This is a genomic window from Pseudooceanicola sp. NS-SX8, from assembly GCF_057380755.1.
On sequence record NZ_CM170819.1, the window covers coordinates 65,783 to 91,924 of the forward strand.

Sequence of the window (26,142 nt, forward strand, 5' to 3'; positions counted from 1 at the left end):
CCTGGGCTGTCGGGCCATGATGCCCCGAGGGTGGCCCCGTTCAGGCGCGCCCCGGCGCCTGCCGTGCGGCGGCCCTGTCGATCACCCAGCGGGACAGCGCGGCCATGGCCGCCGTTTCATCCTGCCGGTCCACGGCGCGGCACAGCTCAGACAGGGCGGCGGCGATTTCAAGCTCCGACAGATGCGCCTCTGCCGCGCGCAGGATCTTGGGATGGGGCGTGGTGCGCATGTCGGAACCGATCAACAGCTCCTCATGCAGCTTTTCGCCGGGACGCAGGCCGGTAAAGCGGATCTCGACCTCTCCCCCGGCATGGCCGGTTCCCTCGGCATGGCCAGGCCCCTCTGAGCGGTCGGGCAGGCGCGGGGTGAGGCCAGCAGCGCGGATCATGCGCTGCGCCAGGTCCAGGATGCGCTGCGGCGGCCCCATGTCCAGCACGAAGACATCGCTTGCGCGACGGGGATCGGGGCTTGCGCATTGGACATCGGGGCGAGGGTCCGAGCAAGTGTCGCTTCGGGCCGGGTCGGGGAAAAGCCAGGCCCCGGCGAGCAGGGTAAGGCGGACCGCCTCGGCCCCGGTCATGAAGTAGCGGGTGACCCGGGGATCGGTGACGGTGACGGGCCCGCCCCGGGCGATCTGATCCGCGAAGAGCGGCACGACAGAGCCGGACGACCCCATGACATTGCCGAAGCGCACCATGGCGAAACGGGTGCCGGTGCTGCGCGTCGCGAGGTCCTGCACCACCTCTTCGGCCAGCCGTTTCGTGGCCCCCATGACAGAGGTCGGGCGCACCGCCTTGTCGGTGGAGATCAGCACGAAGCGGGCGGTGCCGGCACGGGCCGCGGCCTCTGCCAGGGTGCGGGTGCCCAGGACGTTGTTGGCGATGCCGGGCAGCGGGTTCTGCTGCACCAGCGGCACATGCTTGTAGGCGGCGGCGTGAAAGATCGTGTCGACCCGGTACCGGGACAGCAGGCCCGAGACCAGCGCACCATCGGTGACCGAGCCCAGCAGCGGGGTGACGGCAAAGCCTTCCTCCGTCAGGTCGCGGGCAATGGTGTAGAGCGCCGCTTCGGAGTGGTCGAGCAGCAGCAGGCGGTGCGGGGCCATCCGGGCCAGCTGCCGGCAGAGTTCGGCGCCGATGGAGCCGCCCGCGCCGGTCACCAGAATCACCCTTCCGGCGTAGCTGTCACGGGTCTGCGGCAGGTGCCGGTCGATCCCCGCCCGCCCCAGCAGGGCGCCAAGATCCGGCGGCCCGTCCTGCCCGCCCCAGAGCCGCGCGGCAAAGGCTGGCAGGGTCAGGACCTCTGGCTGCGGATCCTGCCGATGCCGCGCGCAGAGATGGGCGCGGGTGCGGGCGGCGCCCCGGGCGCCGGGGGGCAGGGCCAGGACGATCGCATCCATGTGCTGTCGCGCCAGCAGGATCGGCAGGCGGGCCGGCGCATGCACCGGAAGCCCGAAGAGCCAGCCGCCCTGCTTGCGCGGATCATCGTCGATGAAGCCCGCGCAGAGGTGGGTCCGGTCGGTGGCGAGGGCCGCCGCCAGCTGCCGCCCGGCCTCCCCCGCGCCCCAGATCAGCAACCGCGCGGGGCGATGCGCCCGGGCATGGGCGATCCGGGCCAGCCGCAGCAGCAGCAGGTGCCCCGTGAGGGTCAGCGCGACAAAGAGCGCCGCCAGCATGACCGCCGTGGCAAGCGGAACAAGCGGCAGGGCCAGCAGCCCCAGGGCGAGGGCGAGCGCAAGGCTGCGCGGCAGGCCATGGGCGGGATAATGCATCAGCTTCACCCGGTGCAGGCGCAGCGCCGCGCCGCCCGCCAGTGCCGCAAGCGGGGCCAGCACGGGTGTCATCGCGGGCGTCATCGGCGGTGCCAGCAGCCCGGCGAAGACCCCGGCCAGCAGCCCCGCCAGAGCCTCCAGCGCCAGCAACACCGCCTGCTTCTGGCGCGGCCCGAGGCCGGTGATGAGGCTGCTGATAAGGCCGGTGATCCGCAGCGGCGTCATGCCTGCCCCCGGGGCGGACCGGCACGCCAGCGGCGGCGCGGCCAGAAGGTGCGCCCGATCACCCAAAGATCCAGCCCGATCCCGGCCCGCGCGCCATAGAACAGATCCAGCCGCGCCTTGGCGGGCAGGCAGCGCGTCAGGTAGATCCGCTCCGTCTCTGCCGGGCTGCGACAGGGGGCGAGGAGCCGGGCCTCCCGCCGGCGAAAGACGACGGTGGCCAGGCCGGTCAGGCCGGGACGGCAGGACAGGATACGGGCAAAAAGGTGCGGCTGCGCCTCCACATGGGTGCGGAGCGGCGGGCGGGGCCCCACCACGGAGATATCGCCGCGCAGCAGGTTCCAGAGCTGCGGCAGTTCATCCAGCCGCCAGCGGCGCAGGTGCCGCCCCAGGGGCGTGATGCGCGCCGCCTTGTCCCCGCCGGTAACGCCCCGGTCGCAGGGATCGGGCCGCATGGTGCGGAATTTCCACAGGCGGAAGGGCCGACCCGGTGCGCGCATGCGTTCGGAGGCGAAGACCACCGGGCGGCCATCGCAGAGCAGCACCAGCAGGGCCACCCCCAGGATCAGGGGCCAGAGAAGGGCAAGACCGGCCAGGGTCAGGCAGAGGTCGAACGCACGCTTGCGGGTCGAGAGGGGGATGCGGGGGGTCATACCGGGGCCCCCGGTCCCAACCCTGCCCCCACGTGGCCGAAGCCGGGCCACTGCGCCAGCAACCCCTGCGCCGTACCACTGCCGTCCAGCCCGCCGACAAGTGCCTGCAGCCGGTCGGTATCGAGGGACAGGTCATGCAACGCGCCCGCCGGCGCCTCCTGCCAGGTGACGAAGTGACCGGCGGCGCGCACCACATCTTCCATCGGAAGGGACACCGGCCCGGCGAGGTTGAGGCGTTGCGGCAGCTGTTGCAGCGGCAGGTCGGCCAGGCGGGCCAGCACCCGGGCCAGATCCGCCACCCCGAGGTAGGCCCGGCGCGGCCCCGTGCCATCGGCGAAGAGATCGAGCGTGACGGGCGCGGCGGTGGTCGCGCCCTGATCTTGGCTGGTTCCTTGGCTGCGTCCCTGAATGGTCCCCGAATTGGCCCCCGACTTAGCCCCCGACTTAGCCCCCGACTTAGCCCCCGCACGGGCAATCGCGACCGACAGGCTGTCGGCGCCCAGCAGGTTGCCCAGCCGCAGCACCACGGCACGCGGCCCGTCATCGTGGCGACGGGCCCAGGCGGCAAGCTCTGCCTCCGTGGCGGCCTTGGCGCGTCCGTAGGCCGAAAGCGGCGCGGCGGGCGCATCATCGGGCACCGGCCCGCCCACGCGGTGCCCGGCTACCACGGCCCCGCTGGACAGATGCAGGACCCGATCCGCACCGATGCGCCGCCCCAGCCGCTGCGCCGCCAGGGCGAGGGGGGCGTTGCGCGCCAGCGCCTCTTCCGAGCCGGAGGTCACGCCCCAGAGGGAAATCACGACCCGCGCCCGCAGCCCCGGCGGCAATTCCGCCCCAGGGGTCCAGCGAAGGCGCCCCGGCCCGCCGCGCCGCGACTGCCACAGCAGGCGCGCGTCACCGAAGAGATCCGGCCACTGCACCAGCGCGGCCCGCAGCAGGTGGCCGATACGCCCGTCGCTTCCCAGTATCAGAAGATCCGCGGTGGTCATCGCTCTCGCCTCGTTCCGTCCCGTGGCGGCAGGCTGACGGCATATGGTTAAACTTCCCCTCCCAACGGGAGGGCCCCCACGACAGTATCTGCGCGGGCGGCGGGAGGCAGGCAGGGCTCGGCCCGTGAAATCACGAAAATTGCGCCTGTTAAGCCCGCTGCAACCCCGCCGCGCTACCCCTTGGGACGGGTGAGTAAAGAGGTGGATGGGATGAGCGGGCCAAGCAACGCCCAGCCGATCATTATCAAGAAGGTCAAGAAGGGCGGCGGCGACGGCCACCATGGCGGAGCCTGGAAGGTTGCCTATGCCGACTTCGTGACGGCCATGATGGCCTTCTTCCTGCTGATGTGGCTGCTGAATGCGACAACCGAAAAGCAACGCAAGGGTATCGCGGACTACTTCAGCCCGACGATCCCCCTGAACCGCGTGTCCGGCGGGGGCGACGGCGCCTTTGGCGGCGAAAGCACCTTTTCCGAGATCGCCCTGCCGCAGGTGGGCACCGGGGCGACCTCCCTCAACCCGACGCCGCAGGACAAGTCGGCGGGGCGCGAGGTAAAGGAGGAGGCGGAGCAGCAGGAGCAGCGCCAGCTGGAGGAGATCGAGAAGATCCTGCGCGGCCAGGCGGGCGAGAGCAACGTGCACCCCGAGATGCTGCGCCATATCATCACCCGGGTCACCGACGAGGGGCTGGTGATCGAATTGTTCGAGACGGAGGAGGCCGGGCTGTTCGTCGGCGAAACCTCCGAGCCGACCGCCCTGCTGGAGGAGATGGCGGCGATGCTGGTGCGCGTGACCTCCCTTGTCCGGAACCAGATGGCGATCGAGGGTCATGTGCATGCGCGGCCCCTGGTGTTGCTGGACAACCCGGTCTGGGACCTGTCGACCCGGCGGGCCGAGGCGATGCGGCGGCTGATGGAACAGCAGGGTCTGCGCAACGAGCGTGTCGCGCGGATCACCGGCCACGCCGACCGGGAGCTGGTGGACCGCAACCCCATGTCCCCGCGCAACAATCGACTGGAAATCATCCTGCTGCGGCAGGACCGCTAGGGCCAGAACCGCCCCGATCCCCCGGAAAACAGAGGTCCGAGCGGCCCCGCGCGAGGCGGGCGCCGCCCCCCGGAAGTGCCGAGGATTTTAGTTGTTAGCGGCATGTTAAGCCGGCGCCCGTAGCTCTGTGCACGACGAAAGGTCGATGCAGCAGAAAGGCGTATTCATGACTATTTCCTCGTCCCTCAACGCGGGCGTTGCCGGTCTTCAGACCAATGCCACCCGCCTTGCGGCGATTGCCGACAATATCGCCAACTCCTCCACCTACGGCTACAAGCGGGTCGAGACCGACTTCAGCTCTCTCGTGCTGGGGGATTCCGGCGGCGGCTATACTGCGGGCGGCGTGCGGGCCACGACCCAGCGGCTGATCGACCAGCGGCGGTCCATCGTGCCGACGGACAATCCGACGGACCTGGCCGTGCGCGAACGCGGCATGCTGCCCGTGGCCCTGTCGACGGAGGTCGCGGCGACGGGCACCTTCGACCAGATGCTGCTGACCTCCACCGGGTCGTTCCGGATGGATGCGGACGGCTACCTGACGACGGAAACCGGGCTGATCCTGCTGGGCTGGCCAGCCAATTCCGACGGCACCTTCGACAATGTCCCGCGAGAGACCGACAGCGCGCTGGAACCGATCCAGATCGACCCGTCGAGCTATGCCGGAAACCCGACGACCGAGATCAGCATGGGCGTCAACCTGCCCGCGACGGAGACGGAGCCCACGGCGGACGGCGATCCCCTGGAAGTGACGGTCGAATATTTCGACAACCTGGGCAAGCCGCAGACCCTGACGGTGACCTATACGCCCGACACCTCTGGCGCGACGGCCACCAACATCTGGGCGATGGAAATCACCGACAGCGCCTCCGCAACGGTGGTGGGCGAATACGACCTGACCTTCAACGACTCGCGGACGGCGGGGGGCACCCTGGCCGACGTGACGCTGACCGGGGCCGGCACCGCCTATGACACCACCGCGGGCACGATCGTCGTCACCGTGGCCAGCGGCCCGATCGAGATCGACCTGGGGCTTTACGGAGAGAGCGGCGGCCTGACCCAGCTGGGGGATGCCTTCGCCCCGACCGGGATCACCAAGGACGGATCGGCGGTGTCGAACATGACCGGGGTCGAGGTCGACGCGAACGGCTATGTCCGCGCCTATTTCGAAAGCGGCGAGGCGATGATCCTGTACCAGGTGCCGCTGGCGGACGTGGTGAACGTCAACGGCATGCGATCTCTGGACTACCAGACCTACATGCCGACCCCCGAAAGCGGCGGCTTCTACCTGTGGGATGCGGGCGACGGGCCGACCGGCGACATCGTTTCCTACGCGCGGGAGGAATCGGGCACCGACGTGGCGGGCGAACTGACGGACATGATCCGCACGCAGCGCGCCTATTCGTCCAACGCCAAGGTATTCCAGACCGTAGACGAGATGTTGCAGGAAACCACGAACATCAAGCGATAACAGCCGCTTGACGGAACCGCGGCGCGCAGCGTGCCGCGGACCACCAGCCTTTCGCGATGAGAAAGCCCTGAGCCATGTCCCTATCCGGCGCCCTTTCCAATGCCCTGTCGGGCCTGACCGCCACGGCCCGCAACTCCTCTGTCGTGGCCTCCAACATCTCCAACGCGATGACGGAGGGCTATGCCCGCCGGACGCTGGAAATCTCCGCCCGGTCCTACGGCAGCTGGGGCGGGGTCCAGGTGGACGGCGTCCTGCGCCATGTCGACCAGGGCCTGGTCGCCGACCGGCGGGAGGCCAATTCGGCCCTGCAATACGCCGACACCGTCACCACCTTCTACACCCGGATCGAGGATCTGATGGGCACGCCCGAGGATGGCGCCAGCCTGTCGGGCCGGCTGACCACCTTCGAAAGCGCGATGATCGCCGCCGCCGCCCGCCCGGACCTGACGGAGCGGCTGACCACGGCCTTCTACGCCGCCGAAGAGGTCGCGGCGACGATCAAGGACATTTCCGACGGGATCCAGGATGTCCGCATGGACGCGGATACAGAGATCGACACCACCGTCACCCGGATCAACACCCTGCTGGACCAGGTGGCAGAGCTGAACGTGGGCATCAACAAGGCCCGCATGACCGGCGGTGACCCGGCTTCGCTGATCGATCACCGCCAGGCGGTGGTGGACGAGCTGTCGGACTACATCCCCATCGTGGAGGTCGCGCGCGACAACGATACCGTCGCGCTCTACTCCGCCGGTGGGGCGATCCTGCTGGACGGGTCCTCTGCGGTCGAATTCGGCTTCACCCGCACGACGATGATCACCGCCAACCTGACCCAGGACAACGGCCTTCTGTCCGGGCTGACGATCAACGGCGTGGCGATCGACACCGCCGACGGCACAGGACCGATCAGCGGCGGCCGCCTGGCCGCGCTGTTCGAGGTGCGCGACGGGCTGGCGGAAGAGGCCCAGGCGCGGATCGATTCCGTCGCCCGTGACCTGGTCGAACGGTTCCAGGACCCGACGCTGGACACGACCCTGGTGGCAGGCGATGCCGGCCTGTTCACCGACGGCGGCGCTGCCTTCGCGGCGGCGGACGAGGTCGGCCTGGCCTCTCGCCTGGAAATCAACGCCGCCGTGGACCCGGACCAGGGCGGAGAGGTCTGGCGCCTGCGCGACGGATTGAACGCCACCACCCAGGGCCCGGTGTCCGACGCGGCCCTGCTGCAGGACATGCTGGCGGCCCTGAACGAGAAACGCACCCCCGCCTCCGGCCCGTTCAGCAGCTCGGGGATCTCGGCGCCCGATCTGGCCTCTTCGCTGATCTCCATGGCCGGAACGGAGCGCAACCTGGCCGAACAGGGGCTGAGCTTTGCCACCACCCGCGAGGCGGAGCTGAACGCCCGGCTGCTGTCCGACGGTGTCGACACGGACGAGGAAATGCAGCGCCTGCTGCTGATCGAACAGACCTATTCCGCCAATGCGCGGCTGGTGCAAACCATCGAGGATCTCCTCGATATCCTGATGAGGATCTGACCCATGGCTTCCCCCATCACCATCGGCGACCTGGCCCAGAGTTTCATGCTGCGCCAGCAGAACACCGACCTGAAGAGCCGGATGAACCAGCTGAGCCAGGAGCTTGCCTCCGGCAAGACGGCGGATGTGGCACGGCACCTGTCGGGCAGCTATTCCTACCTGGCCGACGTGGAGCGCAACCTGGTGCTGCTGGAAAGCTACGACAGCGCCAGCAGCGAGGCGGTCCTGTTCACCGGTGCAATGCAGGAGGTGCTGGAACGCTTCCAGACCCTGGCGACCGACCTTGGTTCCGCCGCCCTGACCGCCGCCGGGTCCTTTCTGGACGAAGCGGTGATCAGCGCCTCGACCCGGGCGGGCGAGGACCTGGAAAACATGGTCAATGCGCTGAATACCACCGTGGCCGGGCGGGCCATCTTCTCCGGCATCGACAGTGACACGGCGCCGCTGATCTCTTCGGAGGAGATCCTGGACGAGCTGCGGACGGCCCTGGCGGGCCAGACCGACCTGGCCGGGGTCGAAGGGGTGCTGGACACCTGGTTCGGCACCGGCGGCGATTTCGAAACGGTGGCCTACCAGGGGTCCACCACCTCCCTCCGGCCCTTCGTGCTGGGAGAGGGGGAAACGGTGGACCTGGACCTGCGCGCCGATGACGAGGGCATCCGCGACCTGCTGAAATCCGCCGCCATGGCCGCGCTGGCTTCGGACGCCACGCTGGGGTTCGACAGCGACCTGCAGCTGGAGATGATGAAGGCCGCGGGCGAAGGGCTGACCTTCCGGCAGGAGGGGGTGGTGCAGATCCGCGCCGACCTGGGCTATGCCCAGACCCGCGCCGAGGAAGCCACCTCCCGCATCGTGTCCGAACGCGCAAGCTACCTCATCGCGCAGTCGGAATTGCTGGCGGTGGACCCCTATGAAACCGCGACCCAGCTGGAGGACGTGCAGTTCCAGCTGGAGGCGCTCTATGCGCTGACGGTCAAGCTGTCCCGGCTGTCGCTGACGGATTACCTGTGATGTTGCAGCGCCTTGCCCCCCTTCTTCGTGGTCTTGCGATCTGCCTTCTGGCGCTGTGCGGCCTGGTCTGGATCGCACCCGCCCCGGCACAGGCCGGGCCGATCCGGATCAAGGACCTGGTGGAATTCGAAGGGGTGCGCGGCAACGACCTGGTGGGCTACGGCCTGGTGGTCGGGCTGAACGGGACCGGCGACGGGTTGCGCAACGCGCCCTTCACCGAGGAAATCATGACCAACATCCTGGAACGGCTGGGGGTCAATGTCACGGGAGAGCAGTTCCGGCCCAAGAACGTCGCGGCGGTTTTCGTCACCGCGGCCCTGCCCCCGTTTTCGCGGGCGGGGGGCAAGATCGACGTGACCGTTTCGGCCATCGGCGATGCGACATCCCTGCTGGGGGGCACCCTGATCATGACCCCGCTGAACGCCGCCGACGGGCAGATCTACGCGGTGGCCCAGGGCACCATCATCGCCGGGGGCGCCGCGGCGCAGGGGCAGGCAGCCCAGGTGGTGGAAGGGGTCCCGACCGCGGGGGTCATCCCCTCCGGTGCGCGGGTGGAACGCGAGGTCGCCTTCGACCTATCCGCGCTCGGGTCGCTGCGCCTGGCCCTGCGGGAACCGGATTTCACCACGGCCGCCCGGGTCGAACAGGCCATCAACGAGGCCTTCGCCCGCCCCGTCGCCCGCATGCTGGACGCGGGCACGGTGCGGCTGGACGTCATCGCGACGGGGCTCGCCTCCCCCGCCCATGCGCTGAGCCGGGTGGAAAACATCCTGGTCGAGCCGGAGCGCAAGGCGCGGGTGGTCGTGGACCAGCGGTCGGGCACCATCGTGATGGGCGACGACGTGCGCATCAGCCGGGTCGCGGTGAGCCAGGGCAACCTGACCCTGCGGATCGAGGAGGCGCCGGTGGTGGTGCAGCCCAACCCCTTTGCCGAGGGCGAAACCGTGGTGGTACCGCGGACAGCGGCAGATATCGTGCAGGAACCGGGCATCGGCCTGGCCGAGATCAACGAGGGCACCTCCCTGTCCGAGGTCGTCGCGGGGCTGAACGCCCTGGGCGTTTCACCGCGCGACATGATCGACATCCTGAAAAGCATCAAGGCCGCAGGCGCCCTGCATGCGGAGTTCATCGTGCGGTAGGGCGGGGATGCCGACGGAGGGGGAGGGAAGGTGAGAGCAGGGGACGGTGGGAGGATGGAGTGGTAGCACGGTGGATTTCATCCACCCTACGGGTCGGCGCATTGGGAGCCGGGTGCCTAAACAGAAGGGGCAGGCCGATGACCTGCCCCTTGTTCGGGTGCAGCAGGCGAAGGGCCTGCCGGTCGTTCGCCGCTCAGAACGTCTGGTCGTAGTCGCCGACACCCGGTTCGGTGCGGATGACATCGTCGATCTGCTTGAAGATCGCGCGCAGCTCCTCTTCCGAGTCGGAGCTTTCGCAGACCACCACCAGGTTCGGCGTGTTCGACGAGGCGCGGACCAGGCCCCAGGAGCCGTTTTCCAGGATCACCCGGGCGCCGTTCACCGTGACGACTTCCTTGATCGCCTTGCCGGCGAAGGTTTCCCCCGCATCGGCAATCGCGACCAGCTTTTCGACGATGCGGTCCAGGATGCCGTACTTCTCCTCATCCGCCGCATAGGGCGACATGGTGGGGGTGGAGAAGGTCCTGGGCAGGTCCTTGCGCAGGTCCGACATGGACTTGTCGGGGTTGCGGTCCATCAGCTTGCAGATCTCGACCGCGACACGCATGCCGTCGTCGTAGCCACGGCCGATGTCGCCGGACAGGAAGTAGTGCCCCGACTTCTCGAAGCCCGCCAGCGCGCCCAGTTCGTGCACGCGGCGTTTCATGTGGGAGTGGCCGGTCTTCCAGTAATCCGCCTTGGCACCGCCGGCGATCAGTTCGGGATCGGAGGCGAAGAGGCCGGTGGATTTCACGTCGGCCACGAAGGTGGAGCCGGGGTAGAGCTTGATCAGGTCGCGGGCCATGATCACGCCGACCTTGTCGGCGAAGATCTCTTCGCCCTCATCGTCGACCACGCCGCAACGGTCGCCGTCCCCGTCGAAGCCGAGCGCGAAATCGGCGCCCGATTCCTTGACCGTGTCGGCCATGTCATGGAGCATCTCCATGGCTTCGGGGTTCGGGTTGTAGTGCGGGAAAGTGTAGTCGAGCGTGTTGTGCGAGGGCACGATTTCCACGCCGAGCCGTTCGAAGACGGCCGGGCCGAAGGCCGAGGCGGTGCCGTTGCCGGTGGCGCAGACGACCTTCAGCTTGCGGGTCATCTTGAAGTCGCCGACGAGGTCGTCGAGGTAGGCTTCGAAGACACCATCCACGCGTTCGACCTTGCCGCCGTCGCGCGCCACGCCTTCACCGTTCAGGACGATGTCGCGCAGTTCGGCCATTTCCTCGGGCCCGTGGGTCAGGGGCATGTTGAAGCCCATCTTCACCCCGGTCCAGCCGTTGGGGTTGTGGGAGGCGGTCACCATGGCCACCGCACAGCCGCCCAGGTGGAAGGAGGAGAAATAGGCCATGGGCGTGATGCAGGGGCCGATGTCCTTGACGGTGATGCCGGCCTGCACCAGGCCCAGGATCAGCGCGTTCTTGATGGCGAGGGAATAGTCGCGATAGTCGTTGCCGACCGCGATGACCGGTTCGATCCCACGCTTGTACATCTGGGTGCCGAGGCCGAAGCCGAGGGCCGTCATGCCGGGCAGGTTGATCTCTTCGGGGTATTTCCAGCGGGCATCATATTCCCGGAACCCGGTCGGCTTGATCATGGGCTCGCGCAGGAATTCCCAGGTGTTGGGGGACACGGTGGAAAGGGGTTTGGTCATACCAAGTCTTCCGTTTGAAAAGGATCAGTTGCATTCGCGTAAAGAGGTAGCGCTGCCTTATGCCCGGATCAACGGAGATCAGCCGGAACCCGGGGTTTGTTACCAAATCGTAAAGAGTTGGGCGGATGCCCGCCACGTAAGGCGGCAACCGGCCCGGGTTTGCGGCCTGGCGAGGTTGGACAGGCCCGGTCGCCTTGCCTATAGCTTTGGGCCAAGGGCGCGCCCCCGGGACGGGGCGCGGCAAGAGCAGAAGTGGGGCAAGACAGCGATGGCAGGCAAACTCTTCGGCACCGACGGGGTGCGCGGGCAGGCGAACAAATGGCCGATGACGGCGGATGTCGCACTGCGGCTGGCTGCGGCGGCTGGCCGGCATTTTCGCCGTGACAAGCAGGAGCACCGGGTCGTCATCGGCAAGGACACGCGCCTGTCGGGCTACATGCTGGAAAACGCGCTGACCGCCGGGTTCACCTCCACGGGCATGAATGTCTTCCTGCTGGGCCCGGTGCCGACGCCCGCCATTGGCTACCTCACCCGGTCGCTGCGCGCCGACGTCGGCGTGATGATCTCTGCCAGCCACAACCCGGCGGCGGACAACGGGATCAAGTTCTTCGGACCGGACGGGTTCAAGCTGTCCGACGACGACGAGGCGGCGATCGAGGCGCTGATGGCAGAGGGCGTGCCCCCGGCGCAGCCGCAGAACATCGGCCGCGCCAAGCGCTACGAGGACGCCCGCGGGCGCTACGTGGAATATGCCAAGGCCACCCTGCCCCGCCGCACCCGGCTGGACGGGCTGCGCGTCGTGCTGGACTGCGCCAACGGGGCCGCCTATCGCACCGCGCCCGCCGTGCTGTGGGAGCTGGGGGCAGAAGTCATCCCCATGGGGGTGGAGCCCAACGGGTTCAACATCAACGAGGACTGCGGCAGCACCCATCCCGAACAGGCCGCGCGGCGCGTGCGCGAGACCCGGGCCGATCTGGGCATCTGCCTGGACGGGGATGCCGACCGGGTGATCCTGATAGACGAGACCGGCCGCGTGGCCGATGGCGACCAGATCATGGGCCTGATCGCCGCGCGCTGGAAAGAGGCGGGCCTGCTGGCCGGCGACACCCTGGTTGCGACGGTGATGTCGAACCTGGGGCTGGAACGGTTCCTGGAAGGCAAGGGGATCGGGCTGGAGCGGACCTCTGTCGGGGACCGATACGTGGTCGAACGCATGCAGTCCGGCGGTTTCAACCTTGGTGGGGAGCAGTCCGGCCATATCGTGATGACGGACCATTCGACCACCGGCGACGGGTTGCTGGCGGCGCTGCAGTTCCTGTCGGCCATGGTCGAGACGGGCCAGAAGGCAAGCGCGCTGTCCAACGTGTTCACCCCGGTGCCGCAGAAGCTGGTGAACGTGCGCTATGCCGATGGCAAGACCCCGCTGGAGGTCGACAGCGTGCAGGCGGCCATCGCGGCGGGCGAAGCCGCCCTGGGCAAGGGCGGTCGGCTGCTGATCCGGAAGTCGGGAACGGAGCCCCTGATCCGCGTCATGGGCGAGGCAGAGGATATCGGCCTGCTGGACAAGGTGCTGGACAGCATCGTCCGGGAGGTGCGCGCCGTCGCGAGCTGATCAGGCGCGCAGGGCTGTCCGGGCCGTGCCATGTGACAGCCGGTTTTCCCACAGCTGCCGCGCGCGGGGCCCCGGGTCGCTGACGCCGAGGGTATCCAGGGCCAGCTCTGCCGTGCCGATGACGATCGCTTCGGCGAAATCGTCCTGCCAGTCCCCGGACCAGAGCCGCGCCAGCAGGGTCGGTTCCGTCCAGCCCTGGTTCAGGCGAGCGACGTCCTGCATCAGTTCCGGCGCGGTGCCATCATGGCTTTCGCCACCGCGCAGGCCGAAGAGCGCAATACCCTTGGTGGGGTTGCGTTCGAATTCACCGCCGCCGCCCTTGATCACCGTCAGGCCCTTCTGCCCCAGGAGCTTTCCCGCGTCGGCCTGAAGCTCCCTGTAGGGGGGATGGAAGACCCCCTGGACGGAGGCCGGGGCCTGGGCCGGGTTGAGCACCCGAAGAACGGTATTGATACAGCTGCGCACGCCCAGCTTGTCGCGCAGGCGCAGCAGGTCCAGCAGCATCGGCTGGAAGGCTTCCAGAGGCAGGTAGGCGATCCCGCAGGCCTCCAGCAGGCCACCGGCGCCTTCGACCGAATTGGCCACGGGGATCCCGGCGAAGGGCAACGCTGCCCGCACGGACGCAGAGCTGTCCATGTGATGTTCGGAGTTCCAGCCATGCAGCAGCACCGGGTGGCCCGCCTGCGACACCAGCCGCGCGGCCAGCAGGAAGAAGGGCAGCCCCCTTGTCCGGCCCGCCGCGTAGGAGGGCCAGTCGAGCGCCGGGCGCGGGATCTGCGGCAGGGTTTCGCGTGCGGCAGAGGCAAAGCCCGCGATCTCTTCCGCCACTTCCCCCTTCATGCGCAGCAGCGCCAGGATGGCGCCGATCGCTTCCGCGTCACCTTCCCCGTCGAGGATGATCCGCATCACCTCCTGGGCCTCTGCCAGCGTGAAGGAGCGGGAGCGGCCGGGACCGCGGGCCAGGATACGGGTATAGGGCGCAAGTCTCATCGGGGTACTTTCAACGAAACGGTTGGGGGCGCGGGGCGCGCCTCATTCGGCGGCCTGCCTCTCCGTTGGTAGCTTGAGCACCGGGGTGCGGGCAAGGAGCTCCGCCAGTTCGGGCCGGCAGGAACCGCAGTTGGTCCCCGCGCCAAGCGCCTCTCCGATGGCTTCGACCGAGGCGAGGCCCTGCGCCTCGATCGCGGAGAGGATGGTGTTGACCCCCACGCCGAAGCAGGAGCAGATGACCGGCCCCGGATCGGGCTGATCGGCCCCGCTGCGGCCCGACAGGACGGCAGGCGCATCTGTCCCGGGCAGGGTGGCGACGTAGTCCCTCATGACGGCCACCGGCTCCCGCGCGGCGAAGAAGGCGGCGCGCAGGCGGCCGTCCTGCACGAGGGCGGCGCGATAGATCCCCCGCGCCGGGTCCGACACCACCTGCAGGTCTTCGGGATCCGCATCGAAGAGGCCGGCCACGTAGGCGCCCCAGTCGTCAGGGCAGTCGGTATCGGCGATTTCGGCCCGCCAGCCCTGGGCGGTCCGCGCCCGGGCCCAGTAGTCGGATGCGGGGGTGAACCCCTGCGTCGAAACGGCGAAACCGTAGAAACCGGCGGCCCAGCGGGTCACCCGGGCGACGGCCGCCTTGCTTTCGGGCTGGCCGGAGACGGGATCGGTCACGGGGGCGACAAGGGCGTCAATGCGGGCCGAGGGCGCTGTTTCGCCGGTCCAGTGCATCGGCGCGAAGACCTCGCCAGGCTGCACCCGGTCGGTGATCAGGGCCCGCAGGATCGCCTGGCCGCTGGGGGTTTCCACCTTCACCAGGTCAGAAGGTTGCAGGCCCAGCCGCTCCGCATCTGCCGGGTGGATTTCCAGGAAGGGTTCGGGCAGATGTGCCGACAGCCGGGCCGACCGGGCCGTCCGGGTCATGGTATGCCACTGGTCCCGGATGCGGCCCGTGTTCAGGCGCAGCGGAAATTCCTCCGACAGGGCGGCGACGGGGCCACGGTGATGCAGCGGCAGCATCCGGCCCTTGCCCGTCGGCGTGAAGAAGCGGCCATCCCCGAAGAAGCGCCCGCCTTTGCGGCCCTTTGCGACGGGCCAGCGGGTGGGGTCCAGCGCGTCGTATTCCGCATCCGACAGGTCCGACAGGCCGGAGATGTCGAAATCGAGCCCGAAGCCCCCGGCAAGACCGGAAAGCGCTGCATATTCGCGGAAGATCTCTGCCGGGCTGTCGAAATCGAAGGCCCGGGTCCATCCCATGCGACGGCCGAGTTCCGCCAGGTGCTGCCAGTCCGGGCGCGCTTCCCCGGGGGCATCCAGCAGGGCGCGCTGACGGCTGATCGTGCGGTCGGAATTGGTGACCGTGCCCGATTTCTCTGCCCAGGCGGTGGCGGGCAGCAGCAGGTCGGCCAGGCGCGCGGTATCCGTCGCCCCGGTGATGTCGGAGACGACGACGAAGTCGCAGCCCGCGATGGCGTCCCGCACCCGGTCCGCATCCGGCATCGAGACGGCCGGATTGGTATGCATGATCCAGAGCGCCTTGATCCTGCCCTCGGCCACGGCCTGGAACATGTCCACGGCCTTCAGCCCCGGCGCCTCGGGCATCTGGGGGGCGTCCCAGAAGCTTTTCACCGCGGACCGGTGATCGGCGTTTGTCAGCTCCATGTGGCAGGCCAGCATGTTGGCCAGGCCGCCGACTTCCCGCCCGCCCATGGCATTGGGCTGCCCGGTGACGGAGAAGGGCCCCATGCCCGGCTTGCCGATGCGGCCCGTGGCCAGGTGGCAATTCAGGATCGCGTTGACCTTGTCGGTGCCCGATGCGCTCTGGTTCACGCCCTGGGAGTAGATGGTCACGACCTTTTCGGACCGGATCCACAGGTCGTAGAAGCGGTGAAGTTCCGCCCCGTCGATGCCGGTGACCGACAGATCGGTGTTGGAGGCCGCGCAAAGCGCATCGGAGAAGCCTTCGACATGGGCCATGAATTCGCTGTCGACGGCGCCCAGTTCATGGATGCGGTTCAGCAAGCCGTTGAACAACGCCACGTCGGCGCCGGGTTTGACCGGCAGGTGCATTTCCGCAATGTCGCAGGAGGCCGTGCGGCGCGGGTCGATCACCACGATCTTCATCTGCGGCCGCGTCTTCCGGGCGGCAAGGATGCGTTGGTACAGCACCGGGTGGCACCAGGCCAGGTTGGACCCGGTCAGCACGATCAGGTCGGCTTCCTCCAGGTCCTCGTAGGTGCCCGGCACGGTGTCGGTGCCGAAGGCGCGCTTGTGCCCGGCAACCGAGGAGGCCATGCACAGGCGCGAGTTCGTGTCGATATTGGCGGAACCGATGAAGCCCTTCATCAGCTTGTTGGCGACGTAGTAGTCTTCGGTCAGCAGCTGACCCGAGACGTAGAAGGCAACCGAATCCGGCCCGTGATCGCGGATCGCGGCGCCAAACTTTTCCGCCGCGAGGTCCATGGCCACGTCCCAGGCGACCCGCTCTCCCCCCAGGGTGGGGTAAAGAAGCCGGTCTTCGGGCCCCGTGGTTTCGCCCAGCTGGGTGCCCTTGGAACAGAGCCTGCCGAAGTTCGCCGGGTGATCCGGATCGCCCCGCACGTCCAGACCGCCCTGCCCGTCGGGCGACAGCAGCACGCCGCAGCCCACGCCGCAGTAGGCACAGGTCGAACGGATCTGGTTGGCGGAGAGGTCCTTCATCACGCGGCGCTCCTCTTGCCGACCGCCACGGCGTCCAGCAGCAGCCGGTCGCCCTCAAGACGGATCGGGTAGGTGGCGATGCGACCGCCACCCAGGGTCACCTCCTCGCCGGTGGCGAGGTCGAAGATGTCGTTGTAAAGCGGGCAGGTCACCCGCGTCCCGTGTACGATGCCGTTGGACAGCGGGCCGCCGTCATGCGGGCAGGTATCCTGCACCGCAAAGACCTGCGCCTCGTCCGTGCGGATCACCGCGATGGCCCCCGCATGGCTGTGGACCAGCCGCGCGCCGCGCAGGGGGATGTCGTTGATGGAACCGATGTCGATCCAGCTCATTCCGCAGCCTCCAGGGTCAGGTCGGCAAGGGGCTGGTACTGATCGGCGCGCTTCTCGGCGTGCTCGGCCCAGGGATCCTTGCGGTAGACGGATTGCGAGATTTCGAACCGCTCGTTCAGCGCGGCCCGGGTTTCGGGATCGGACAGGGTCTCTTTCACCCAGTCCAGGCCCACCTTGGCGACCCACTTGTAGGGACGGTCGAGGTATTTGGCGTTCTCGCGGTAAAGCTGCACGAAGGCACCGGTCCACTCCAGAACCTCTTCCTCGGTCTTGCAGTCCACCAGGCGCTCGGTCTCCTTCACGTCCATGCCCGCCGCGCCCGCGACACCGATCTGGTAGCCGCTGTCGACGCAGATCACGCCGACGTCCTTGCAGGTGGCCTCGGCGCAGTTGCGCGGGCAGCCCGACACGCCCAGCTTGACCTTGTGCGGCGTCCAGGAGCCCCAAAGCTTCTTCTCAAGCGCGATGCCAAGACCGGTCGAATCCTGGGTCCCGAAGCGGCACCATTGTTTGCCGACGCAGGTCTTCACCGTGCGCAGACCCTTGGAATAGGCGTGACCCGAGACCATGCCCGCGTCGTTCAGATCCGCCCAGATCGCCGGCAGGTCTTCCTTGCGGACCCCAAGAAGGTCGATCCGCTGGCCGCCGGTCACCTTCACCTCGGCGTTGTATTTCTTGGCCGCGTTGGCGATGGCGATCAACTCGTCCGGGTTGGTCATGCCACCCCACATCCGGGGCATCACCGAATAGGTGCCGTCCTTCTGGATATTGGCGTGGTTGCGTTCGTTGACGAAGCGCGACTGCAGGTCGTCCTGGTACTCCAGCGGCCAGTCGGCCAGCAGGTAGAAGTTCACCGCCGGGCGGCAGACGTGGCAACCGTTGACGGTTTTCCAGCCCAGTTCCTGCCAGACGGCGGGCTGGGACTTCAGTTCCTTTGCCTTGATCAGGCGGCGGACATCGTCATGGCTAAGGTCGCAGCAGCCGCAGATGCTCTCGGCCTGGGGAATGACGAAATCATCCCCCATGGTAGCCGCCATGACCTGTTCCACCAGGCCGGTGCAGGTCCCGCAGGAGGCGGAGGCCTTGGTCACCGCCTTGATGTCGGCCAGAGAGGTTGCGCCATCCTGGATGGCCTTTACGATCTGTCCCTTGCAGACGCCGTTGCAGCCACAGATCTCGGCGTCATCCGCCAAGGCTGCAACGGCTGCCAAAGGGTCCCCTGCGGCCCCTCCCTGGAAAGCCGGGCCGAAGATCAGCGTCTCGCGCATGTCCTCGATGCATTCGGCGTCCTTCATCAGGCCGTAGAACCAGTTGCCATCGGCGGTATCGCCGTACATCACCGCGCCGATCAGCTTGTTGTCCTTGATGACCAGCCGCTTGTAGACCCCGCGCGCCGGGTCACGGAAGACGATGTCGTCGCGGTCCTCGCCCTCGGCGAAGTCACCGGCGCTGAAGAGGTCGCAGCCGGTGACCTTCAGCTTGGTGGACACCTCGCGCGGGACAAAGGCAGCGTCGATACCGTCCAGCGTCTTGGCCAGCACCTTTGCCTGATCATAGAGCGGCGCGACGAGGCCGAAGACGGCGCCGTCATGTTCGACGCATTCGCCCAGGGACAGGATATCGGGATCCGAGGTGACCATCTGGTCGTTCACGACGATCCCGCGCCCGGTTTCCAGCCCGGCCTGCTGCCCAAGCGCGATGTTCGGGCGGATGCCCACGGCCATGACCAGCAGGTCGCAGGGCAGCTGCGTGCCGTTGTCCAGTTCCAGCGCGCGGACCTTGCCGTCTTCGCCCAGGATCTGCTTCGAGTTGGTGGAGCAGAGCACCTTGATGCCCCGGCGCACCAGTTCCTTGCGCAGCAGGTAGCCCGCGGCCTCGTCCAGCTGGCGTTCCATCAGGTGGCCCATCAGGTGCACGACGGTCACGTCGACCCCGCGCGCCTGCAGGCCGGCGGCGGCCTCCAGCCCCAGAAGGCCGCCGCCGATCACCACCGCGCGCGCTTCGGGGTCCCGGCCGAGCGCGATCATGCGGTTGGTGTCTTCCAGGTCGCGATAGGCGATCACACCATCGAGATCGTGACCGGGAAGGGGGATGATGAAGGGGTTCGACCCGGTGGCGATCACCAGCTTGTCGTAGGACAGGACATCACCGTTTTCTGCCGTGACGGTCCTTGCGGCGCGGTCGATGCCCGCCACCTTTTCGCCGAAGCGGCAGGTGACGCCCTGGCCTTCGTACCAGGCGGCATCATGGGTGACGATTTCCTCGTAGGTCTTCTCCCCCGACAGGACGGGCGAGAGCATGAGGCGGTTGTAGTTGCCGCGGGGTTCGGCGTTGAACAGGGTGACATCCCAGTCGCTGCCCTGCTCGAACAGATGCTCCAGCATCCGTCCGGAGGCCATGCCGGCGCCGATGACGATCAGTTTCTGAGCCATTTATTCCTCCGTCAGAGGTCATGTGGGGATCGGGCAGCGCCCGGGGGCGCCGCTGCATGGTCTATGGGTGCGCGGTCATTCCGCCGCGATCTTGGTGGGCTCCAGAGCCACCGGCTTCGGCGCCGACTTGGGCTTGGCGCCGTGTTCGTACTCCTCGAGGAAATCGAGGACCTCCTGCCGGTAGGTGTAGTAGTCGGGGTGCTCCAGCAGAGCCTTGCGGGTGCGCGGGCGCGGCAGGTCGACATTGGTGATCTTGCCGATGGTGGCCTGCGGGCCGTTGGTCATCATCACCACGCGGTCGGCCAGCAGGATCGCCTCGTCCACGTCATGGGTGACGCAGATCGCGGTGACCTTGGTGCGGGACCAGACTTCCATCAGCACTTCCTGCAGTTCCCAGCGGGTTAGGCTGTCCAGCATGCCGAAGGGCTCATCCAGCAGCAGCAACTTCGGCGACAGGGCGAAGGCGCGGGCGATGCCGACGCGCTGTTTCATGCCGTTGGACATGGAATGCGCGGGGCGGTCCATCGCATCGCCAAGACCGACGCGTTCCAGGTAGTACTCGATCACGTCCTGCTTTTCGGCCTGGGAGGCCTTGGGATAGACCTTGTCGACACCAATCGCCACGTTCTCCTTGGCCGACAGCCAGGGGAAGAGGTTGGGCGACTGGAAGACCACCGCGCGTTCGGGATCGGCGTCTTTCACCTCGTAGCCGTCCAGCTTGATCACGCCCTTGGAAATGGCGTTCAGGCCGGCGGTCATTGTCAGCACCGTGGACTTGCCGCAGCCCGAGTGACCGATGAGGGAGATGAACTCGCCCTTGTTGAGCTTCAGGTTGAAGTCTTCGACCACGGTCAGCGGGCCCTTGGGCGTCGGATAGACCTTGTGCAGCCCCTCGAAGGACAGGAAGCGATCCTCGATCATGCCCTTCTGCGCCTCTGCCACGGCCTTGGGCAGGTTGTGCACGGCGGTGACATCGGGCAGCTGGCGCGAACCCTCGGCCTTGGCCTCGATGCCGACGTCCATCAGGTAGGTGGTGACCTGCGCGCGCAGGGCCTTGAACTGCTCGTCGTGGTTCATCGCGGTGCGGTCGCGGGGCCGCGCCATGTCGACGCGGAATTCCTCGCCCAGGGTCCCGTCGGGGTTCAGTGCGATGATGCGGTCGGCCAGAAGGATGGCTTCGTCCACGTCGTTGGTGATCAACACGCAGGTCTGCTTTTCCTCGTTCCAGATCGCCTCGATCTCATCGCCCAGGTTGGCGCGGGTCAGGGCGTCCAACGCCGAAAGCGGTTCGTCCAGCAGCAGCACCTCGGGGTTCATGGCCAGCGCACGGGCCACGTTGACCCGCTGGCGCATGCCGCCCGACAGTTCCGCCGGACGCCGGGTGGTGGCGTGGCTCAGACCGACCATCTTGATGTACTTGGCCGCCTTGGCTTCCCGCTCCGCCTTCTTCAGGTCGGGGAAGATCGTGTCGACCGCCAGCATCACGTTGCCGTGCACCGTCAGCCAGGGCATCAGCGAGTAGTTCTGGAAGATCACGCCGCGTTCCGGGCCGGGGCCCTGGATAGGCTTGCCGCGGAAGGTGACCTCTCCCTTCGTGGGAAATTCCAGGCCCGCCATCAGGTTGATCAGCGTGGTCTTGCCGGTGCCGGAGAAACCGAGGAGGACGAGGAATTCGCCTTCCTCCACGGTCAGGTTGATGTCCTTCAGCACCTGGGTCGCATGGGTCCCCTCGCCGAAGCTCTTGCAGACGTTCTTGAACTCGATCGCAGCCATGTCGCTCACCGGTTGTTCGAGAAGGTGAAGAGGGATTGCAGGGCGTACATCACGCGGTCCAGCAGGAAGCCGATGATGCCGATGGTGAAGACAGCCACCATGATCTTGGCCAGCGAGCTGGAGGAGCCGTTCTGGAACTCATCCCAGACGAACTTGCCGAGGCCCGGGTTCTGCGCCAGCATCTCGGCGGCGATCAGCACCATCCAGCCCACACCGAGGGACAGACGCAGGCCGGTGAAGATCAGCGGCAGCGCCGAGGGCAGCACCAGCTTGGTGATCTTCGACCAGGTGCCCATCTTCAGCACCTTGGAGACGCTGATCAGGTCCTTGTCGATGGAGGCCACGCCAAGCGCGGTGTTGATCAGCGTGGGCCAGAGCGAGCAGAGCGTCACGGTGATGGCCGACACCAGGAAGGACTTGGCAAAGAGCCCGTCATTGGTGGTGTAGACGGCAGAGACGACCATTGTGACGATGGGCAGCCAGGCCAGCGGAGAGACCGGTTTGAAGATCTGGATGATCGGGTTGACCGCGGCGTTCGCGGTCTTCGACAGGCCGGCGGCGATACCCACCGGAATGGCCACGACGGAGGCCACGAAGAAGCCGAAGAACACCGTCTTGATCGAGGTCCAGATCTGTTCGTAGTAGCTGGGCGCGCCGGTGTAGGGGATGACCTTCACCTGGTCGGCCTTGCCCTGCGCGATGAGCCGCTCGTTCCGGGCCTCAACGCGTTCTTCGAATTTCTGCTTGTCCGCAGCGGTCTTCACCGCGGCTTCGTGCAGGCCGACGGCCTCTTCCCAGACCTGCGCCGGGCCGGGAATGGCCCCGAGGGAGGTCTGCACCTTGGGCGCCAGCGTGCCCCAGAGCAGCAGGAAGACGGCAATGGCCAGCAGCGGCACGCCCAGCAGGCGCCAGACTTCCTTCGCCTGGGTCCGGGGGTTGTCGCCCGCGGCGGCCTTCAGCATGGGGGTGATCCACGCCAGCCCCAGAACCTGGAACCATTTGTCGGCGGCGTTGATGCGGGTGAAATACCTGGCTCGACGGGCCTCGCGGGCTGCGGCGCGCTCGAATTCGGGATCGACAGTTGTCATGCGTCTTCTCCTGGATCTTACGGGCAAGCCCGCTGTTTTTCTGTTTGCGAGTATGTCTGGGGAGACAGCACGTGCGGTTCGCACCCCGGGGGAATGGAGGACCGCCGGGGACGGACCGCACGCGCCTACTCGTTACCCCTGAACTTCGTTACCAATGACACGCTGATCGCCTTTCAGGCCGATCGGCAGGGACTCGAGATACTCGTTCGGCTTGGAGCCATCGAAGGGGATGCCGTCGATCACGTCCTCACCCGGGGTCGCGGCCTTGTAGCCGTCGCTGTCCCAGTCGAAGTCGGCTTCGTCGACCAGGCCTTCCTCGACCAGCAGCTTGGCGGCTTCGAGGAAGATTTCCGGCTTGTAGACGGACTTGGCGACCTCATCGTACCAGCTGTCGGGCTTCGCTTCGGAGATCTGACCCCAGCGACGCATCTGGGTCAGGTACCAGACCGCGTCGGAGTAGTAGGGGTAGTTCGCGTTGTAGCGGAAGAAGACGTTGAAGTCGGGAACCTCGCGCTTGTCGCCCTTCTCGTACTCGAAGGTGCCGGTCATGGAGTTCGCGATGACCTCGTAGTCGGCGCCGACGTATTCCGGGCGGGACAGGATTTCCACGGCCTCGGGGCGGTTGGCGTTGTCGTTCGCGTCCAGCCACTGGGCGGCGCGGATCAGCGCCTTGGTCACGGCCAGGGTGGTGTTGGGGTTTTCTTCGGCGAACTTGGCGGAGATGCCGAAGACTTTCTCCGGGTTGTTCTTCCACAGCTCGTAGTCGGTGATGACCGGAACGCCGATGCCCTTGAAGACGGCCTGCTGGTTCCACGGCTCACCCACGCAGTAGCCGCTGATGGTGCCGGCTTCGAGGGTCGCGGGCATCTGCGGCGGCGGGGTGACGGAAAGGAAGGCCTCTGCCCCGATCTGACCGGTGACGTTTTCGGGGCTGTAGTAGCCCGGCTGGATGCCGCCGGCGGCCAGCCAGTAGCGCAGCTCGTAATTGTGGGTCGAAACCGGGAAGACCATGCCCATGTTGAAGGGCTTGCCCTCTGCGTTGAACTCCTCGATCACCGGCTTGAGGTGGGACGCGGAAATCGGGTGGGACACCTTGCCATCCGCATCGGTCGGCAGATTGGGCTTCATCATGTCCCAGACTTCGTTGGACACGGTGATGCCATTGCCGTTCAGGTCCATGGAGAAGGGGGTGATGATATGCGCTTCGGTGCCGTAGCCGATGGTGGCCGCCAGCGGCTGACCCGCCAGCATGTGGGCGCCGTCCAGGGTGCCGGAGATCACGCCATCCAGCAGCACTTTCCAGTTTGCCTGGGCTTCGAGCGTGACGAAGAGGCCCTCGTCGTCGAAGAAGCCCTGTTCATAGGCCACGGCCAGCGGCGCCATGTCGGTCAGCTTGATGAAGCCGAAGGTCAGCACGTCCTTTTCCAGGTCGAGCATTTCGGCGGAGGCAGGAGCGACCAGTGCGGTCGTCGCAGCCAGAGAGAGAAGAATGCGCTTCATTTTCATACCCCGTTCTGTTCTTCGAACCCGGGGATGTTTTTTCTTCTCCCGGGCGAATGTGAAAAGCCACTCTGACAGACCCGGATGATCGTCATCCGGAGTGTCGAGCGGCCTTGCTCAGTCAAACCCAATCGGTGGGAGAATGTCCTAGGTGGGCGCCATTGCCTACCTGCAAGAATGTTTCTGAAGGATTCGGTTTCGCTTTGCAAAGATAACCGTGCCGCCATCGCCATTTTCCGTCACGCCACGGCCCGCACCCCGAAAAATGCCCGCGCTGCGCGCAATTTTCACACGAATGGCTCAAAAACGCGGCGATCGAAGAACGAATCCGGCAGAAGGGACAGGTGCCCGGCAGCCGACGCGATGGAGGTTTCCTCCGCCACGCCCCCTTCGATCTTGGACGAGGCGCCGGGCAGATCCGCTTCGGTGCCCTTCAGGGCGGCGCGGTGCAGATCGCTGCGGAAGGCCTGCGCCCCGGTGCGCCGCGCGGCGTCCAGGTCCAGCCCGGTGCGCGCCGCCAGCTGATGCGCGATCCATTCCGCCTGACTGCGCCAGGGGAAGGTCGCGCAGCCCCGGTGGAAGCCCACGAAGCCGAAGCAATCCCGTACCTCGCCACGGGAATTGATGATCATCCGCCCGTTGAGGGACCGTTCCAGCACCTCGACCGGCAGGTTCAGGTATTCGGAGCGCGCCAGAAGATCGGCCGCCAACCCACGCGACGCGGGTTCGGCCAGCCAGCGACCGGCACGCCAGCAGGCCCGGATCAGCCGCCCAAGCAGGGCCTCTTCGCGTTCCGCCCAGTCGGTACGCACCGCCAGGACCTTTTCCGGGGCGAACTGCCAGATCGCCTTGCCGGGCAGCAACAGCTCCCCCGCGCCGTTTTCCACGGTGATGGATCCCCAGGGTTCGCCCACGCAGAAGGCATCAAGTTCCCCCGCGGCCATGGCATCGGCCATCAGGGGCGGCGGAACGGTGCGGATTGAAACGCCCTGCGGCGCCGGCAGACCAAGGGCCGAAAGCCAGTAGTAAAGAAGCTCCGCATGCATGGAGAAGGGGAAGGGCACGCCCAGGCGCAGCGGCCGGTCGGCGGGCTTGGCCCGGATCAGCGCCTCTCCCGCCGCGCGGGCATCGTTGAAGGCAAAGTCATGCCCGACTTCGCGCAGGCGCTGCGCCAGCGCGTTCGACACGCCGATGACATTGCCGTTGACGTTCAGCACCGAAACCGCCGACAGGGCGGCCCCGGTCCCGCCAAGGCCAAGGGCGGACGCCACCGGCACCGGGGACAGCATGTGGGCCGCATCGACCCGACCGAAGACCAGCATGTCCCGCAGGCTGGACCAACTGGGCGCCCGGACCAGATCCAGCGCGATGCCTTCTTCGGCGGCAAAGCCCATTTCCTGCGCCGCGATCAGCGGGATCGAATCGACAAGGGGGATGAACCCCACGCTCAGCACCGTCGGCGTCATCCCAGAAGCCCCGCGGTCGAAACCAGCGCCTGCGCCACGTCGGCCACGCGCTTTCCCTGGTCCATGGCCGCCTTGCGCAGCAGCGCATAGGCCTCGTCCTCACCCAGGCCCCGCGCCTTCATCAGCAGGCCCTTGGCGCGGTCGATCACCTTGCGTTCTTCCAGCGCCTTCTTTGTCGTCTCCAGTTCGGTGCGCATGCGCTGGAACATGTTGAACCGCGCCACCGCCGCATCCAGCACCGGCTTCACCCGGTCCGACTTCAGGCCGGCCACGACATAGGCCGAAACCCCCGCCTCGATCGCCGCACGTGTCAGCCCGTCATCGGACTGGTCCACGAACATGGCAACCGGGCGGTCCAGCGGTCCGGAGGCCAGCGTCAGCTCCTCCAGCATGTCGCGGGAGGGGTTGGCGATATCCACCAGCACCATGTCGGGGTTGTGGGCCTTCACCTTGCGGGCAAGCCCTGTCACTTCGGAAATGACGTGGATGTCGTAATCCCCCGCCCCCGCGAGGCTGTCGACGATCAGCAGGGCGCGATCGCGATCCGGTTCAACAACGATGATGGAAAGCTTGTCGGACATGCCTTCGACATGTGGCCAGCGCGGGTGATTTGTAAACAGGCCCGATGATCTATCGCGACCATCGGCGACCAGCGTGGCGTCTGTACCGCTCAAAATTCTGGCGGCGTATGGTTGCCGGCCCGGCCCTTTGGCGGGGCCGCATGACGCCCGTG

19 protein-coding genes are annotated in these 26,142 nt (G+C 67.2%); 6 read left to right on the forward strand and 13 right to left on the reverse strand.

What is annotated here, in order from left to right:
* Nucleotides 1-40 precede the first annotated feature (40 nt).
* From AC2IR1_RS00340 to AC2IR1_RS00350, 3 genes are read right to left on the reverse strand one after another with little or no spacing between them, the layout of a single operon-like run.
* On the reverse strand, nt 41-1,996 hold the full coding sequence (locus AC2IR1_RS00340) for a polysaccharide biosynthesis protein (protein WP_486474297.1): 1,956 nt from the start codon (nt 1,994-1,996) through the stop codon (nt 41-43).
* Complete coding sequence (locus AC2IR1_RS00345) at nt 1,993-2,646, reverse strand: sugar transferase (protein ID WP_486474298.1); 654 nt, start codon at nt 2,644-2,646, stop codon at nt 1,993-1,995. Before AC2IR1_RS00345 ends, AC2IR1_RS00340 begins: the two co-directional genes overlap by 4 nt.
* Nucleotides 2,643-3,635 carry an NAD-dependent epimerase/dehydratase family protein gene (locus AC2IR1_RS00350; protein WP_486474299.1) on the reverse strand — a complete coding sequence of 331 codons (993 nt, stop codon included), beginning with the start codon at nt 3,633-3,635 and terminating at the stop codon, nt 2,643-2,645. The genes AC2IR1_RS00345 and AC2IR1_RS00350 overlap by 4 nt, the downstream gene beginning before the upstream one ends.
* Before the next feature lie 210 nt (nt 3,636-3,845).
* On the opposite strand from AC2IR1_RS00350, the gene AC2IR1_RS00355 reads away from it, so the two are divergent.
* From AC2IR1_RS00355 to AC2IR1_RS00375, 5 genes are all read left to right on the forward strand, one after another.
* The gene (locus AC2IR1_RS00355; RefSeq protein ID WP_486474300.1) at nt 3,846-4,682 is read left to right on the forward strand and encodes a flagellar motor protein MotB; all 837 of its coding nucleotides are present in this window, start codon (nt 3,846-3,848) and stop codon (nt 4,680-4,682) included.
* Between the two features lie 166 nt (nt 4,683-4,848).
* Nucleotides 4,849-6,150: a flagellar hook protein FlgE gene (locus tag AC2IR1_RS00360; RefSeq protein WP_486474301.1), complete on the forward strand. Its 1,302-nt coding sequence runs from the start codon at nt 4,849-4,851 to the stop codon at nt 6,148-6,150.
* 74 nt (nt 6,151-6,224) lie between these two features.
* Nucleotides 6,225-7,682, forward strand: coding sequence for a flagellar hook-associated protein FlgK (gene flgK / locus AC2IR1_RS00365; protein WP_486474302.1), 1,458 nt, complete (start codon nt 6,225-6,227; stop codon nt 7,680-7,682).
* Nucleotides 7,683-7,685: 3 nt separating this feature from the next.
* Complete coding sequence (locus AC2IR1_RS00370) at nt 7,686-8,693, forward strand: flagellin (protein ID WP_486474303.1); 1,008 nt, start codon at nt 7,686-7,688, stop codon at nt 8,691-8,693.
* Nucleotides 8,693-9,832 (forward strand): flagellar basal body P-ring protein FlgI, encoded by a 1,140-nt coding sequence (locus tag AC2IR1_RS00375; RefSeq protein ID WP_486474304.1) that lies wholly within the window; start codon nt 8,693-8,695, stop codon nt 9,830-9,832. The genes AC2IR1_RS00370 and AC2IR1_RS00375 overlap by 1 nt, the downstream gene beginning before the upstream one ends.
* A 193-nt stretch (nt 9,833-10,025) precedes the next feature.
* Here AC2IR1_RS00375 and AC2IR1_RS00380 read toward each other — a convergent pair whose 3' ends face one another.
* On the reverse strand, nt 10,026-11,522 hold the full coding sequence (locus AC2IR1_RS00380; RefSeq protein WP_486474305.1) for a phosphomannomutase/phosphoglucomutase: 1,497 nt from the start codon (nt 11,520-11,522) through the stop codon (nt 10,026-10,028).
* A 268-nt stretch (nt 11,523-11,790) separates the two neighbouring features.
* On the opposite strand from AC2IR1_RS00380, the gene glmM reads away from it, so the two are divergent.
* Nucleotides 11,791-13,134 carry a phosphoglucosamine mutase gene (gene glmM / locus AC2IR1_RS00385; RefSeq protein ID WP_486474306.1) on the forward strand — a complete coding sequence of 448 codons (1,344 nt, stop codon included), beginning with the start codon at nt 11,791-11,793 and terminating at the stop codon, nt 13,132-13,134.
* Here the strand turns inward: glmM and AC2IR1_RS00390 are convergent, their stop codons facing one another.
* The 9 genes from AC2IR1_RS00390 to AC2IR1_RS00430 all read right to left on the reverse strand — a co-directional run bounded on the left by AC2IR1_RS00390 (nt 13,135) and on the right by AC2IR1_RS00430 (nt 25,990).
* Nucleotides 13,135-14,124 carry a glycosyl transferase family protein gene (locus tag AC2IR1_RS00390; protein WP_486474307.1) on the reverse strand — a complete coding sequence of 330 codons (990 nt, stop codon included), beginning with the start codon at nt 14,122-14,124 and terminating at the stop codon, nt 13,135-13,137. It abuts the gene before it with no gap.
* 42 nt (nt 14,125-14,166) lie between these two features.
* Nucleotides 14,167-16,818, reverse strand: coding sequence for a molybdopterin-dependent oxidoreductase (locus tag AC2IR1_RS00395; RefSeq protein WP_486474308.1), 2,652 nt, complete (start codon nt 16,816-16,818; stop codon nt 14,167-14,169).
* Nucleotides 16,818-17,150 carry a nitrite reductase small subunit NirD gene (gene nirD, locus AC2IR1_RS00400; RefSeq protein ID WP_486474309.1) on the reverse strand — a complete coding sequence of 111 codons (333 nt, stop codon included), beginning with the start codon at nt 17,148-17,150 and terminating at the stop codon, nt 16,818-16,820. The genes AC2IR1_RS00395 and nirD overlap by 1 nt, the downstream gene beginning before the upstream one ends.
* On the reverse strand, nt 17,147-19,582 hold the full coding sequence (nirB, locus tag AC2IR1_RS00405; RefSeq protein WP_486474310.1) for a nitrite reductase large subunit NirB: 2,436 nt from the start codon (nt 19,580-19,582) through the stop codon (nt 17,147-17,149). Before nirB ends, nirD begins: the two co-directional genes overlap by 4 nt.
* Before the next feature lie 75 nt (nt 19,583-19,657).
* Complete coding sequence (locus tag AC2IR1_RS00410; RefSeq protein WP_486474311.1) at nt 19,658-21,355, reverse strand: ABC transporter ATP-binding protein; 1,698 nt, start codon at nt 21,353-21,355, stop codon at nt 19,658-19,660.
* 5 nt (nt 21,356-21,360) lie between these two features.
* The gene (locus AC2IR1_RS00415) at nt 21,361-22,443 is read right to left on the reverse strand and encodes an ABC transporter permease (protein ID WP_486474312.1); all 1,083 of its coding nucleotides are present in this window, start codon (nt 22,441-22,443) and stop codon (nt 21,361-21,363) included.
* Nucleotides 22,444-22,575: 132 nt separating this feature from the next.
* Nucleotides 22,576-23,943 carry a CmpA/NrtA family ABC transporter substrate-binding protein gene (locus AC2IR1_RS00420; RefSeq protein WP_486474313.1) on the reverse strand — a complete coding sequence of 456 codons (1,368 nt, stop codon included), beginning with the start codon at nt 23,941-23,943 and terminating at the stop codon, nt 22,576-22,578.
* Between the two features lie 287 nt (nt 23,944-24,230).
* Nucleotides 24,231-25,409 carry a CmpA/NrtA family ABC transporter substrate-binding protein gene (locus AC2IR1_RS00425; protein WP_486474314.1) on the reverse strand — a complete coding sequence of 393 codons (1,179 nt, stop codon included), beginning with the start codon at nt 25,407-25,409 and terminating at the stop codon, nt 24,231-24,233.
* Entirely contained in the window at nt 25,406-25,990 is a 585-nt protein-coding gene (locus AC2IR1_RS00430; protein ID WP_486474315.1) for an ANTAR domain-containing response regulator, read from the reverse strand. Before AC2IR1_RS00430 ends, AC2IR1_RS00425 begins: the two co-directional genes overlap by 4 nt.
* Between the last annotated feature and the right edge of the window lie 152 nt (nt 25,991-26,142).